Below are 14,773 nucleotides of genomic sequence, written 5' to 3' on the forward strand. Positions count from 1 at the left end.
ATGAGCGATATTTGGGCGGCAAGAAAGGATGACGAACTGATCCATACCAGCCCGCTGGCGGACATCGCCAGCGCCGTTGCCGAGGTCGCGGTTTACTCACTGGCGACAGCCGCCGTTGCGGCCGCAGCGGCAGCGGCAGCCCCGGCACTGGCGGGTGTGGCTGTGCTGGGGGCTGCGGCGACGGCGGCTTCCGGCTGTGTCGGTGCCGGTCTGATCGTCGGTTTCACCGCCAGCCTGACCGGCGTCGGCGAGCATATCAGCAACGGCTGCGACACCGTGGCCAACTGGCTGTTTCCTCCCGTGGTCTCCGGCGTGATCCTCACGGGATCTGCCAACGTTTTCACCAACGCCAAACCGGCAGCACGTGCCGCCGGTCGGTTGCTCACCGCTGATGAGATCAAGGCCCTGCCCGCGCCGCAACCGCCACAAAGTTTTTGGGATTACGGTTCTGAGCTGCTGGCCGCTGGCGGTAATATCATCTCGCAGTTGTGGCAGCCCAGCGTCGCCGGTCCCAGCCTGCCCAGCCAGGCGCTGGAAGAAGACAAGATCGCCTGCGACAAGCACCCCAGCCCGCAATACCTGGCGGAAGGTTCCGGCAAGGTATTCATTAACGGTCAACCGGCCGTGCGCAGTAACGACCGTTCAACCTGTGAAGCCAAGGTCTCGACCGACGTTTCAAAGAACGTGCTGATCGGCGGTGACGCGGTTGTGGTACGGGATATCAAGAGCGGCAAACTGCCGGGTATCGGCCTGGCGCTGACCGTGCTGCCCTTGTTGCTAGGCAACCCAGCCAAGTTGGTTAAAAACCTGCCCTGCATGATTGGCGGCGGCCTGGCCGCAGCGGGTGCCAATGCGTTAGGAGAAGCGATCCACGCCGCATTTAATCCAGTGCACGCTGCCACCGGTGCCAAGGTACTGAACGGCGAAGAGGATATCGATCTGCTGCTGTCGGCACGCTTCCCTTTGGTCTGGCAGCGTAACTACAACAGTCGCAACCGCTATCAGGGCCTGTTCGGTCACGGCTGGCGCACGCCGTTTGAAACCTGGGTCGATCTGGCTGACGACGGTAAAGGCAACGTCGAATGTTGTCTGCATGATGAAACTGGCCGCGAACTGCGCTTCCCTCTGCCCGAGGTGAATAAACCCAGCTTCAGCGCCGGTGAAGGGCTGATGTTCCGCAGCGGTGAAGAAGGCCAACTGGTCATCGCCGATACCGACGGCAGCGTGTGGCGGCTGTTTGTCCCGCTACCACAGGATCCCTCTCGCCTGCGGTTAATGTCGCTCAGCGACGAATATGATAATGCGCTGCTGTTGAGCTACGACGAACAGCAACGCCTGAGCCAGATCAGCGACAGTGCCAACGCCATGACGCTGCAACTGGAATACGCTGACGAACGCTTTGCGGACCGCGTTACGGCACTGCGCCATAACGATGAGACGCGAGTACGTTATTGCTATAACGACACCGGCGATCTCCACCAGGTGGTTGACGCCGGTGACCTGATTACTCGTGAGTTCCATTATAACGACCAGTCTCTGTTGACCCGTCATCAACAGGCCGGTGGCCCCTATTTCGAGTATCGCTGGGCGATGTTTGACGACTGGCGAGTGGTGGAACACCGCGATGAAGCCGGTAGCGGCTGCACCATTGATTACGACCTGGCTGCAGGCCTGACCACCGTCACCGAATACGATGGTCTGCAACACAGCCACCGCTGGAACGCCCAGCAATTAATTACCGAATACATCGATGAGCGCGGCGAAATCTGGCGTTACCAGTGGAACGACGAAGATATGCTGGTCGCCACCCAGGATCCGCTGGGTCATGGCTGGCAATTTCGCTATGACGAGGCCGGTAATCTGGTCGAAGAAGAAGACCCGCTCGGCCACATCCGCCTGACTCAATGGCTGCCACAGCGTGCGCTGCCGGTCAGTATCAAAGCGCCAAACGGTGCCGCACAGTATTTTTATTACGATCAACGCCACGCGCTGGTAGCCGACGTCGACGCACTCGGTCACACCCAGCGCTATTTGCGCGATGACTACGGCCAGGTCGTGCAGTCGGTCGACGCCAACGGCGGCATCAGCCATTTCGCCTATGATGAACACGGCCAGTTGATCCGCGCCCGCGATTGCTCCGGCAAACAGACCACCTACCGCTACCTGCCACATGGCTGGTTAACCGAAGTCACCGACGCCGCCGGTGAGAGCACCCACTATCATTACGACAAAGCCGGCCGCCTGACACAGTTGCAACGTGCCGAAGGTTGGCAGGAGAAACTGGGCTGGAACGCGCAGGGTCAGTTGATTCATTACCAGGGTGCCGATGGCCGCCTGACGCATTATCGTTACGACAGCGTCGGCCGCCTGCTGGCGACCCGCAACCCGCTCGATGGCGAAGTGCTGCGCAGCTACGATACTCGTGGTCGGCTGACCGCCCTGCGCAATGAGAACGGCGAGAGCTACGGCTTTCAGTGGACAGCAGCCAATTTGCTGCAGGAAGAAACCGGGCTGGACGGTATCAGCACCCGCTATCGTTATGACGAATGCCGTCGGGTTATTGAACGCACCTTTGCGGCCAATACGCCGGCCGCTTTTTCACACTACTTCAGCCATGACGCCGCCGGACAACTGTCGAACAAACAGACACCGGACGGGGAAACCCGCTATCGCTACAACCCGGTCGGCCAGTTACTGCACGCCGCCTTCTATCGCGGCGATGTGTGGCGGGATTACCAGCCGACAGCGGAAAGCGAAGTCAGCTTCAGCTATGACCTGCTGGGTCAGGTGCTCAGTGAGCAAAGCACCCAGGGCACGCTGAACTATGATTACGACCCGATGGGCAACCGCACGCAGATTGCCCTGCCCGACGGCCGCACCCTGCGCTCGCTGTATTACGGCAGCGGCCACCTGCTGCAGGTGGCGCTGGATGACGTCACCATTAGCGAATTCGAACGCGACAACCTGCACCGTGAACTGAGCCGCACTCAGGGCCGACTGACCAGCCGGCTGCACTATGATCGGCTCGGACGCAAAGATCGCCGGGAAATTTTTAACGATAACCGCCAACGCCCTGCCCCGGCCAGCAGCTCGCGGCAGTGGTTCTACGACTATCAGAACAACCTGACGCGCGAAGAACAGAACGCCAACCCGTTCGCCTATCAGCGCTATCACTACGATGCCGCAGGCCGCCTGCTAAGCCAGGACGGCACCTTACCGGACACTGAGCGCTACCGCTACGACCCGGCCTCCAACCTGTTGGATGAAGGTCAGTTCCGCCAACAGCATAACCGTGTGATGCACTATCAAGGCATCGATTACCGCTACGACACCTTTGGCCGCACGGTGGAAAAGCGCAAGGGCAACTCACGCTGGCAGTACCGCTACGACGCCGAGCACCGCCTTTGCGAAGTGGTACGCTATAGCCTGCACCGTAGCGAACCCTTGCAGCATGTGCAGTTCCGTTACGATCCGCTCGGGCGACGCACGCAGAAACAGGTGTGGCTGCAAAGCCAGGATCTGCGCCAAACGACCGGCAAGCACCAGACCACCACCTTCCTGTGGGAAGGCTTCCGATTGCTGCAGGAAACGCGCGACGGTATGCCGCTCACCTATGTGTATGCCGATCAGGGGAGTTACGAGCCGCTGGCACGTATCGACGGCGGGCCGCAGGCGCAGGTGTTTTACTTCCACACCGCGCCCAACGGCGAGCCGGAAAGCCTGACCGACCGCGATGGCACTCTATGCTGGCAAGGTCACAGCAGCGCCTGGGGCAAAACAAAGTATGAGGAAAATCAGCAGCATCTGGATTACTCCCAAAACCTGCGCCTGCAGGGTCAATACCTGGATCGCGAAACCGGATTGCACTACAATCTGTTCCGTTATTACGACCCAGATATCGGCAGATTTACCCAGCACGACCCGATTGGGTTGGCGGGCGGGATAAACCTTTATCAGTATGCGCCGAATCCTTTGGGGTGGGTGGATCCTTGGGGATGGAAACCGCGATGTGCTCCAACCAAAGACAACGATCATAATCAGGCTGCTTTTGGTCGACAGTGGCAAGGGCGTGGTATCTATAAAGGACGGGATTCATGGTCAAACACAATGCTAAAAGAAGGTGATATTGTTTATGGTGGCGCTCCTGGGCAGTCAGGTTTCTACTTTGATAAGGCCACATTAAATGCCGCAGGTGGAAGTCGACAGAAACTCTGGGAGAGTTTGCAAGTGCTTCCACATGAAAAATTTGGCTTTAGATCAAAAATACAAGCATATAGAGTTAAAAGAGAAGCAGTAGCTGGAACAGGTAAAGCGCTATCACAGGATCAATCGAGATTTGGTAAGGGGGGAGGAACTCAATATTTTCTCTCGAATTATAAAACTGTACTTGAACCGATTGGAAAACCTTTTGAACTTGGACTTTAAGATGCAAATAAATACCCATAATGGTGAGTTAGAACTAAACAAAATAACTGTAAGTCCGACCACAACTAAAGAAGAGTTAATGATAAAGCCTGTATCTTTTGAAGGGTGGCCAGAGAAATCAGATGGCAGTACAACTTCATACAGAACCATAATAAATTCAAGCAATAAAAAACTAGGTAAAATATATTTAATAATTGATTTTTCCGAACCATTTTCAAAAAATGCTTTACTTTGTAGTTGGCGTTTTGCTCCGGAGAAATTAATGATGGGAGAACAAAGTAAACCTGAGGGTAAAGTTACCAAAAGTCTTCGAGCATGGTTTAAAAGTGAAACCTCAATACAGTTGCCCGTTAGTGGGCCTTGGGGACACATTGACGCTGCCTATGACCCTCATAATTTAACCGGAACCATAGTATGTAACTATCGAAGCAGCTTTCGTGATGAAGGAGAATGGCAACGTTATTGCAGAAGAAACAAAATAACTTACTGAATTAACGGGGACTATCTCTTCGATTGGGTTTTAATCCAAAGTGTCTTTTTGGTTTTAGATCGAAGTCGTACGCTGTACCGTAAAGATCCCCTGCCGCCTATACAGATCCGATATAATCCTTTCAGGCTGATGGGATTAACACGCTTCAATATATGCCAAAGCGACCTGCGTTGATAAATATAGACAAAGGCACATTATAAAAATAGATAACCACTCTATCTAATCAATAATAGTTTGATAAAAAGCATTCGTTAACTCACCCCTAAATTTAAAAACCTGTGGTAGTGCTACTTCTCTGCACTGCACAACCAAACTCACCCTAAAAACCAAAGGAGAGATACCCACCCATAGCCGTTGCAATCACCATTGATATTTAGTTCAAGTTTAATTCTGGGCGTATTAGCAAATGCTGTAACTGCCCAGAAGTATCACCTCACTTATTGGCCTTGATGGATATAAATCCGCTTCGCCAATGCAAATTAATCAATTTCATATAGGTATCAAAATGGCAATTGACTCATTTCTGAAGGTTGACGGGGTTACTGGCGAATCTAATGATTCTAATCACAAAAATTGGACTGATATTCTGTCATTCAACTGGGGGGCGACCCAGTCTGGCAATATGGCCGTAGGCGGTGGCGGCGGGACAGGGAAAGTAAACTTCAAGGATTTGGAGGTGCAGGCACTTATCGATAAATCCACACCGGCCATTCTGAAGTTTTGCTCCAGCGGTAAACATGTAACCAAAGTTGAACTTTCTATCTGCAAGGCCGGGGGTACCCAGGTCGAATATACCAGGATCGTGCTGGAAGATGTCCTGGTCAGTATGGCGGACTTTACCGGTGTTGGGCACACCGACAATATCCTGGTTAAATATCGCTTCCAGGCTTCCAAGGTCAACCTGCATTACTGGGAGCAAAGCGCCAGCGGCACCAAAGGTGCAGAAACCAAAGCCGGTTGGGATATTAAACAGAATAAAGAGATTTAAACGAGGGCAGCACTATGGCAGACCCAACGCTGGCGATAGACAATCTGCTCAACGATCTCTCGGTATACAATGCTGCCGAGCTGCGGATAATTATCGCCTTTGTTAATGAGCTGGATAATACAGCGCTCAACCAGTATGAGAATGACTCCGAACGGGCAATCATGTCCAGTTTCGAACGATTGCGCCAGAGCAGTGATGCTCAGCGCAATGGTGAAGAAGATGACACCGACGTGATGGAAATGGGGCTATTAAATCATGGCAACAATACCACTCTGCGAGAGCGCTCTGGTTTCTTCCAAAAATATAAAACCTCGCTGCGGGGTTATGGAGGCAACGTCTATAACGACAGGCAAAAGAGTAACTATGATTATGCCGCCAAGGCAGTAGGTGCCGTGGGGGCATTATCGGGCGCGGGGGCTACCTATGCGGCGATCGCCGCCGCTCAGGCAGCAGACACGCTGATGACCAATATCTATGTCCGGTATGCCATGACGACGATCGGCGCGACCGGTATCGTCAGTGCCGGCCTGTTGATGCTCAGAAACACCTTGTCTGAGCGTCAGCAGACGGATAATAAAGACTTGCTGGAAGCAACCAAAAGAACGGCCAAGGCGAGGATCAAGCTGATTGAGTTCGTTAACGAAACGCGGATAAAAATAATCAAGGATGAAGAAAAATGCCGCAGTAATGCCGAGCTGTATATGGGCAGACGTTATACGGACCAGGCCAGGGGCAATGCGGATCCAAATCTGGATCGCATTGAAACTCTGTTATTTACCACCCTGAATGAACGATCCGCGCCGTTACAAGCGAAAATCCTGTTAACCAGTGAGCAGCAGTATGTCTCGGTAATCAGTGATAGCGGCACGACGAACATCTCAAAGGCGCATATGAAGTTAATGTATGAAATCGCCAGTACCTTCTAGCAGATAATAAATATAGGGAACTGAGCTCGGTATTCGCCGGGTTCAGCCCCTTTTCTCTCCCTGACGCCTCAATATTTCCCTTCCCCGCACCGCAAACTCAACCTTTCTTCACCGTCTGGTAAATATCCAGGTCAAAGTAGCCGTCTGCCTCACAGTCGTTAAGGTAGTGCTCATAGCACACGCCCTCTACCGGCTGGTAACCGCTGGCCGGCAGTTCCCGCTGATAAAAATCGCCCCATACCCGCTCGAAATCCCCGTCGCTGACACGAACGTTGTAAATCGCATATTGCCCGGCGGGCAGCGTTTGCAGTACCACCCCTTCACTGGCCGACGTCGGCAATACGAAATCATCCGCCACGGTAAACACCACGTCGGCCCGCAGTCGCTCGGGGGCGACTTCAGCCGGGTCGTCCCAGTACAGCACCAACCATTTCCCTAATGGAACCTGGTGTTGCTGCTGCCAGGCCATCAGCCGTTGGCAGCCCTGAGGGATGGTTTGCGGATAAGGGCCAACGACCCGCAAGCCCACCACGGTTTCTGCCGCTTTATCTTCAATTCTTATCGCCATCACGACCCCCTCGCACTGTTACGGGATAAAGCTTAGGCACCAATCTCGGTGCGCACATCCAGCAGTTCCGGGAAGAAAGTCAGCTCGAGCGCCTTTTTCAGGAAACTGACGCCGCTGGAGCCGCCGGTGCCGGTTTTAAAGCCGATAATCCGCTCCACCGTCTTCATATGGCGGAAACGCCACAGGTGGAAGCTTTCTTCTATATCCACCAGCTTCTCGGCCATTTCATAGGCTTCCCAATACTTTTGTGGATGATCGTAGATCTCTTTAAATGCCGGCAACAGGTTCGGGTTACGCTGGTAAGGCTGCGTCCAGTCACGTTCGATACACTCCTGCGGAATAGGCAGGCCGTGGCGTGACAGGTAAAGCAGATATTCATCGTACAGGCTCGGTGCTTCAAGGATCGCCTTCAGCGCAGCGTGTTTTTCCGCATCGTTGCTGAACACCGCCAGCATGGCGGCATTCTTGTTGCCCAGCAAAAATTCGATTGAGCGGTACTGATGGGATTGGAAACCCGATGAATTGCCCAGCACATCGCGGAATTCAACGTACTCCGACGGCGTCAGGGTTTCCAACACGGCCCACTGTTCAAACAGCAGCCGCTGGATCTGTTTGACCCTGGCCAGAATTTTGAAGCAGTGGCTGAGTTTATCCTGCTGCACCAGTGCCCGCGCCGCCTGCAGCTCGTGCAACATTAACTTCATCCACAGTTCAGAGGTCTGGTGCTGCACCACAAACAGCATCTCATCATGATGCTGTGGGTTCGACAACGGATGTTGGCAGTCCAGCAGTTGATCCAGGCACAGGTAGTCACCGTAGCTCATGCGTTTGGAAAAATCGGTGACAATCGCGCTTTCTATTTCCCGTTTGTTCATCTGTTCTCTCCGCTGCGCCCACGACCGGAAGCGGTGTGTAGCGTGCTGCAAACAGAAAACATAGTACAGAACCCCCAGGCCTGAAGGACTATCAGCCAGAGTTGCCACGCAGATCTCAGGCTGGGTGGCAGCACATTCAATTCAATGGTTTTTTCTGCTCATCCCCGCTGCGGTTATCAACGGGAATGAGTCGCCCTGTCTAATCCCGCGCAGATGATGATTGGGCGGCAATATACTCCCGGCGCAGAACCATAAAGGATCTTTCGAAGGTGATCACCGTTTCACCCGTGGATTTGATACCCAGGGTTTCAACCGTGATAATGCCTTTATTCGGTTGGGATTTTGAAGGGCGTTTTGCCAGGATTTTGCTGGTGGCATAGAGCGTGTCACCGACAAAAAGCGGATCTTTCAAACGCACTTTTTCCCACCCCAGATTAGCGACGGCCCTGGCCGACAGGGCTTGTACGGTCATTCCGCTGACCAGCGCCAGGGTAATGCTGCTGTTCACCAATACGCGACCATATTCAACCTGGGCACCATAGGCCTGATCGAAATGCAAAGGATGCTGGTTCATCGTCAGCAAGGTTAGCCAGGTATTGTCGGCCTCGGATAACGTGCGCCCCGGCCAGTGTTTGATGCTCATTCCCGGCTCGAAGTCCTCGTAATCCCCACCGTGTTCTTCAACATACTCGTTTTCGCCAACTCGTCTTAGCATGACCTTTTCTCCCTGGATGGATACAGTGCAATCGCCGCTGCCGTGTCTTCAATCGCCAGCCCCACGCTGCGAAACAACGTTGTCTGCCCTTCTCTTGCCGCAACCTCGCCAAGAATGACGGCGCCGAGTTCATTTAGATCTTCAGGTTGAATGTAGCCCTGCGTGAGGGCGATGCGCACTTCTCCTGCGTCTTCCTGAGCGGCAGCGGCGGTTTCCACCACCACAAACGCCGTTTTCAGCAAGCTGGGTTCAACCTCAATAGCCTCTTCGTGGGTCCCACCAATAATGTTCAGATGCGCCCCCGACGCTATCCAACCGGCCTCGATCAGCGGCTCACAAGCGCTGGTGGATGTGGTCGTACAAATAATCTCCGCCCCCTGCACCGCCTCGAATGCGCTATTGCATAGAGTGACTCTGGCTTGCGTCACCGAGCGTGCCCAGCGTGCAAACTCTTCGGTTCTGGTCGGTGTGCGGGAAAAAATCCGCACCCTGCGGATCGGGCGGACGGCAAGCATCGCCAACAGCACGGCCCGGGCCTGCACTCCTGCGCCCAAAATGGCCAGATCCCCGGCATTTGCATTGGCACACAGCTGGGTCGCCAAGCCGGCAACCGCGCCGGTTCGTACTGCGGTTAAGCTCGCACCATCAAGTAATGCCAGCATCTGGCCACTATCGACGTCGGTCAGCACCACCACCCCGTGGATCAACGGAAGGCCATGTTCGGCGTTCCCCGGCGTGAGGGTGGTAATTTTGACACTGGCAACGCCGCGCTTCATCCAGCTTGCCGGGCTGATCAACATTTCAGAACGACCGTGGTTCAGCAAGGTTCGCGGCGGAGATTGTTCTTTACCGCTGCGTAAGTCCTGGAACACTTCACTCAGGGTCGCCATCACCTGCCGAAGTCGGTCCTCACCCGCCATTTCGGCAGCGTTTATCATTTGCATCGTCACAAAATTGCCCTCTTCAGCTCGGCGACAACCTCAACGATCAGGTCTTCTTGGCCGGCAATAACCTGTCGTCTTCCCAGTTCGAAGAACACGTCGCGCGCATCCACCCCGGCGCTGCCAGCATGATTCAGTACCGGGTTTTTGAAGCCGGAAAATACGCCGGCCAGCCCGCTGACGATGCCCAAAGAGTCAATCATCGGCGGAACCACCATTAACTCCCGGGCGGCAAGATCGGCGGCATCCAGAAAATGATAGAGATCGATGCCGGTGTTATACCCCAGGCGTTCCAATACCGGGATCAGCACTTCCAGTTGGGTATTACCCGCCCCCGCACCAAAGCCGCGAGCACAACCATCAATAATGCCGGCCCCCGCCTGGGCGGCCGCCACCGAGTTCGCCACCGCCATACCCAAATTGTTATGCGCGTGGAAAATCAGCGGCACCTCTACCTGCATGCGCATCGCAGCAATACGTGCAGTGACATCCTGCGGCAAAAGACTGCCGGCCGAATCCATGATGCCGACCGCCTGAGCCCCATAACCCACCAATAACTCAGCCTGTTCGGCTAACTCGGCAGGGGTGGCCATATGACTCATCATCAGCACCGCATGCGCCTCCACGCCCTGTTCACGCAGCCAGCCCAGGTGGCGTTCAGCCAGCGTAGCCTCGGTACAATGCGTGCCGATACGCACCACATCAGTGCCGCAGGCCAGGGCTTTCGACAGGTCAGCGCTGGTGCCCCAACCGGGGAGCATAAACACCCCCATCTTGCTGTTTTGCAAAGACTCTCGCACCGTAGTCAGCATGGCTTCGTCACTCAGTGCCGCGCGGCCCACCTGATAGGAGGAAGCCCCCAGCCCGTTACCGTGGCCGACTTCAACAATCGCCACGCCGGTTTTGTCTGCCGCGGTGGCGTAGCTTCGCAACTGCGCCGCAGTAAGTTGGTGTTTTACTGCATGTTGCCCATCGCGCAGGGTTGAGTCGTTAATGAGAATAGTCATTGGCCACCTCCGCTTTATTTCGAGAGTGCGCATACTGTTCGGCAACCAGAATGGCCGCGGAATTGATCAGGTCCAGGTTACCCGCGTATTCAGGCATCACCTTACTGCTGGCGGTCACCTCCAGAGAGACAGACACTCGCCCTTCGGTGACCTTGATCGCCGTTAATCGATAACCCGCCGAAAATTCCCGCACTGCCGCCGCCGCCGCGGTGACCACCGGGGTTATCTGTTCTGCCGTCACGCCGGGGATATCGGCAAAAATAGTGACCCTGAACATGGCAGGCGGGGTTGCCGGGCTGATATTGAGGATCGCCTTGGTGTTTGCCACGCCAGTGAAAGCGCTGAGCGCAATCTGCGTAGTCTCTACGTATTCATCGATGTTGATACGCGTTGCTCGCCCCAAAATATTGCTGGCGACGGTCGCCACCACCTCGATGTCGTTAATTTGGAAATGCCGGCTAAGGGCATGCAGGATGGGGATCGACGCCTGCCCGCCACAGCTGATCAAACTGACGTTGCGATCGGCCAGCGCTTCGGTGCCGGTCACCGTAGGAACTATCATTTTGCCCAGGTGGCTGGGGGTCAGGTCGATCAGCAACGTACCCAGTGGGCGAAGCAGCTCCCAGTGTTTGACGTGCGACATCGCATTAGTGGCATCGAATACCACATCGAACGGCTTGGGTGCGGCCAGAATAGCGTCAATCCCTCCAGCACTGGTCGGGCAGCCCAGCTTGGCCGCGATTTCAAGACCGGCGGAATCCTTGTTACGCCCTGCCAGCAGCCCACAATGCAGCCAGGATGAACGATGGATTTTATTGACCAGATCCATGCCGATGGCTCCGGTCCCGATGACGGCAACGGAGAGAGTCATGAGTTCCCCCGGTTGAAACGTTCCGCCCAGGCTTTGCCTAGTTGCAACGTGGTGTGGGCCATACGCGCAAAAGGTGGCCCCACCATGTGTCCGTCCAGTAAGGCAATGCCTCCGGCGGCGGCCTTGACCGCGTCGGTGATCCGGGATGCGGCCAATAGCGCGCCCTCATTGGGTCGCAATGCTGAATTGATCGGCTCAAGTTCGCTGGGGTGGACGGTAGCTTTACCGTGGAAACCCAGGTCCTTGATGTTCTGAATTTCGCTGGCCAGTACCTCCGGCTCGGAAAGCCGGTAGTTGGCGGTATCAATACAGCCAATACCGTGTCTGGCACTGGCCAAAACCATCGCCTGACGCGCCGCCAGCATTCCGGACCAGGTGATTGGCACGCCAAGCGTAGCCGCCAAATCCGCAGAGCCAAAAACCAGGCCATCGGCTACGGCCGCGACATCATCGAGGTCGGTAATGGCTTCAACCGTCTCTATCGTCAGGTAAATTTCCGGATACTTGCCCGCTGAGGCAAAAGTCTCACGCAGAAAAATCACCTCGGCAGGTGACCTGACCATCGACATAACGATAAAACCCGGCGTGGCAACGCCGGTGCTTAGCATCACCAAATCATGCAAAGCATCAATCGTACCGAGTGCGTTTATGCGCACAGCTATATTCGCCGACGGAGGGGCACTATCAAGGGCGGTGCGGCAGATGATCCGCCCTTCCGCTTTCAATGGGCCCGGGACCGAGTCTTCCAAATCGATCAGATGAACATCGGCGTCATAAGTCAGCGCCTTGACCACCCGGTTAAGTGATAAGGCCGGGGTATACAGAATGCTACGTGGAATAGCGCGTGTGATATCCGTCATTGGGGAGCCCTTACTTCAGCGAGTATCTTGCACAAACGGCGAATCTGATCTTCTGTTTGCCCGGCACGCATCATCACCCGCAGGCCTGCGGTGCCTTTCGCAACGATCGGGAAGAATACCGGCGAGACATAAAAACCGGCCTCTATCACCTTGCGACCTTCGCTGATCACCGTTTCATCGCTCATCGGCACCAGACGGATCGGGTAGCTGTTGCCGCTCTGCTCTGTCGGAACCAGTGAGTCGAACAGGGCAATGTTGTCGTACAGCTTCTTCTGCAACATCGGCAATTCAGCCGTGCGGTGAATTTCGGCCGAAGCCAGGCTGGCACCGATGGCCGCCGTGTTCAGATTTTGCGAATAGTTGAGCCCACCGCCAAAGCGCTCGACCAGGCGCAACATCGGCTGTGAATAGCCGTTGAGCAGTATGGCCGCCCCGCTGGTGCCGAAAGCCTTGTTGAGCGTGACCACCATAACGGTGTTCTCATTCAGTGCCGGGCTGTGTGAACGAACATAACCGACTCCACGTTCGCCATAGGCGGAAATAGAATGTGAATCATCGTAGAACACCATCAGGCCGTATTTGTCCTGCAGTTCGGCCAACTCTTTAACCGGCGCATAGCCGCCCAGGCTATCGCTGCCGTCAACCACGTAGCAGACCCGTTCATATTTCTTACAACAGTCCTTGATGAACTCCAGATCGTGGTAATTGCAGGTGACGACCTCGGTTTCATCGGCGCAGGCGGGTTTGGCTGCGGCCAACGACACATGAGCGTGCTTATCGAAAATCATTAACGGGCGAGCACCGTTGCCCAAATGTCCGGAGGCGATCAGCGGCAGCAGCCCGCCACTGATGCTGCTGGCCGACACGCCACTGAGAACATCGGCCTGGAACAGTTCACCAAGCGATTCCTCCAACTCCTTCAGTACCGGCAGTTGAACCCGGCTACGGGCGATGCAATGATCCAGCACGCCATAGCGACGTACCGCGTCGATGGCCCCTTCTACCACCTTGGGATGGGAGTCCAGGTTCAGGTAGGAGCAGCAGCTAAAATTGACAAATTGATGACCACTCGGGGTGGACAGGAGATCGTTTTCAAGTCCGGCGACGATCCCTGCGAGTCCGTTCTGCTCTGACATATCCCAGAAGGGATTACCAATACCGATAGCTTTGTCGTTGTTGCGATAGTGGTTGGTTGGCATGATCTTCTTACGGCTGGTCATCAAATTCCTTCCTTCTTGGCAGGTTCGGGTTGATAGTTATAAATACCTTTGAACTTACGGTAGGCGGCCGTGTAGAGCGCGGAATACAAAACATAAGGCCTGCGCAGGATTTTCAGATCCCACAGCCAAAAATTAACGTTGATATTCAGGTCGTCTAACGACTCGGCCTGGTGCCACCATCCCAGCGGCAGATACAGCATTTCACCGGGCTCCAGAATAAAATCGCGACGCTGCGGGGATTTCGCTGCCAGCCGTGGGAAACGCTGTGGGTCAATATTGTTAAAATCGAAGGCCTGCGATTTGTCGCCAAACCCCTTTAAGATAGAACGCGGGTAATAATCGCGTCGGCCGGGTGGGTAAAGGATGAATCGTTTTCTTCCCTGCAGGGCGATATTAAAGTTCTCGAGTTCATCGAAGTGGCTTTGGGTAAATACACCGTGGTAACTTATCCATAAATTGGCCGCGTTCAGACCACGACGGGAAGCCAGTAGCGAAAATGCATCGAAGCCGAGAAGAGTATTGATGTCTTCTGGCCGGTGCATAATATTGGAAACCACGCGATACCAGGTGCTGTTGTCTTGCTGGTATTCTTTATTTTCCAGAAAGCCACGCAGTTGAATCTTCATGGTCTGCCATCGTTCGGTATTTTCCTTATTACTGGCTTCCCGGAACAAGGTGACATTGTCATCACCTAACCGTTGAGCAATAAGGTCATTAGCGCTACGGCTGGTATCAAGCGGCAGATCGGTAATAATCACAGGAACGTCGGCCCGGAAAACAGCCTCAACCCCCAGCGCGACAAATTCATTAAAGGTAATACGTGGTACGGGAATACCCGTGGTTAACTGATTCACGATGGCCGTTTTCCTGTCTCGGTAATAATAATG

The 14,773-nt window shown here is 54.7% G+C and carries 13 protein-coding genes; 4 read left to right on the forward strand and 9 right to left on the reverse strand.

Annotated features, from left to right (window positions below):
• The 4 genes from QOT07_RS15665 to QOT07_RS15680 all read left to right on the forward strand — a co-directional run bounded on the left by QOT07_RS15665 (position 1) and on the right by QOT07_RS15680 (position 6,829).
• Complete coding sequence (locus QOT07_RS15665) at positions 1 to 4,425, forward strand: RHS repeat-associated core domain-containing protein (protein ID WP_283603493.1); 4,425 nt, start codon at positions 1 to 3, stop codon at positions 4,423 to 4,425.
• 1 nt (position 4,426) lies between these two features.
• The gene (locus QOT07_RS15670; protein ID WP_157765464.1) at positions 4,427 to 4,915 is read left to right on the forward strand and encodes a hypothetical protein; all 489 of its coding nucleotides are present in this window, start codon (positions 4,427 to 4,429) and stop codon (positions 4,913 to 4,915) included.
• Positions 4,916 to 5,420: 505 nt separating this feature from the next.
• Positions 5,421 to 5,903: an Hcp family type VI secretion system effector gene (locus QOT07_RS15675; protein ID WP_012145741.1), complete on the forward strand. Its 483-nt coding sequence runs from the start codon at positions 5,421 to 5,423 to the stop codon at positions 5,901 to 5,903.
• A 14-nt stretch (positions 5,904 to 5,917) separates the two neighbouring features.
• Complete coding sequence (locus QOT07_RS15680; protein WP_207978386.1) at positions 5,918 to 6,829, forward strand: hypothetical protein; 912 nt, start codon at positions 5,918 to 5,920, stop codon at positions 6,827 to 6,829.
• 97 nt (positions 6,830 to 6,926) lie between these two features.
• Here QOT07_RS15680 and sbmC read toward each other — a convergent pair whose 3' ends face one another.
• The 9 genes from sbmC to QOT07_RS15725 form a co-directional block, all read right to left on the reverse strand.
• Entirely contained in the window at positions 6,927 to 7,397 is a 471-nt protein-coding gene (gene sbmC, locus QOT07_RS15685; protein ID WP_283603494.1) for a DNA gyrase inhibitor SbmC, read from the reverse strand.
• A 32-nt stretch (positions 7,398 to 7,429) separates the two neighbouring features.
• Positions 7,430 to 8,272, reverse strand: coding sequence for a tryptophan 2,3-dioxygenase (gene kynA, locus QOT07_RS15690; protein ID WP_099064691.1), 843 nt, complete (start codon positions 8,270 to 8,272; stop codon positions 7,430 to 7,432).
• Between the two features lie 199 nt (positions 8,273 to 8,471).
• Positions 8,472 to 8,987, reverse strand: a complete 516-nt coding sequence (locus tag QOT07_RS15695) for a MaoC family dehydratase (RefSeq protein WP_283603495.1) — start codon at positions 8,985 to 8,987, stop codon at positions 8,472 to 8,474.
• Positions 8,981 to 9,931: an ornithine cyclodeaminase family protein gene (locus tag QOT07_RS15700; protein WP_283603496.1), complete on the reverse strand. Its 951-nt coding sequence runs from the start codon at positions 9,929 to 9,931 to the stop codon at positions 8,981 to 8,983. Before QOT07_RS15700 ends, QOT07_RS15695 begins: the two co-directional genes overlap by 7 nt.
• A 2-nt stretch (positions 9,932 to 9,933) precedes the next feature.
• On the reverse strand, positions 9,934 to 10,935 hold the full coding sequence (gene dmpG, locus QOT07_RS15705) for a 4-hydroxy-2-oxovalerate aldolase (protein ID WP_283603497.1): 1,002 nt from the start codon (positions 10,933 to 10,935) through the stop codon (positions 9,934 to 9,936).
• Complete coding sequence (locus QOT07_RS15710) at positions 10,919 to 11,806, reverse strand: acetaldehyde dehydrogenase (acetylating) (protein ID WP_283603498.1); 888 nt, start codon at positions 11,804 to 11,806, stop codon at positions 10,919 to 10,921. Before QOT07_RS15710 ends, dmpG begins: the two co-directional genes overlap by 17 nt.
• Positions 11,803 to 12,666, reverse strand: coding sequence for an HpcH/HpaI aldolase/citrate lyase family protein (locus QOT07_RS15715; protein WP_261416565.1), 864 nt, complete (start codon positions 12,664 to 12,666; stop codon positions 11,803 to 11,805). The genes QOT07_RS15710 and QOT07_RS15715 overlap by 4 nt, the downstream gene beginning before the upstream one ends.
• The gene (locus tag QOT07_RS15720; RefSeq protein WP_207978372.1) at positions 12,663 to 13,886 is read right to left on the reverse strand and encodes an 8-amino-7-oxononanoate synthase family protein; all 1,224 of its coding nucleotides are present in this window, start codon (positions 13,884 to 13,886) and stop codon (positions 12,663 to 12,665) included. Before QOT07_RS15720 ends, QOT07_RS15715 begins: the two co-directional genes overlap by 4 nt.
• Positions 13,886 to 14,740 carry a cupin-like domain-containing protein gene (locus QOT07_RS15725; RefSeq protein ID WP_198404485.1) on the reverse strand — a complete coding sequence of 285 codons (855 nt, stop codon included), beginning with the start codon at positions 14,738 to 14,740 and terminating at the stop codon, positions 13,886 to 13,888. Before QOT07_RS15725 ends, QOT07_RS15720 begins: the two co-directional genes overlap by 1 nt.
• Between the last annotated feature and the right edge of the window lie 33 nt (positions 14,741 to 14,773).

Origin of the sequence: Serratia proteamaculans, from assembly GCF_949794035.1 — a bacterium.
GTDB lineage: Bacteria > Pseudomonadota > Gammaproteobacteria > Enterobacterales > Enterobacteriaceae > Serratia > Serratia proteamaculans.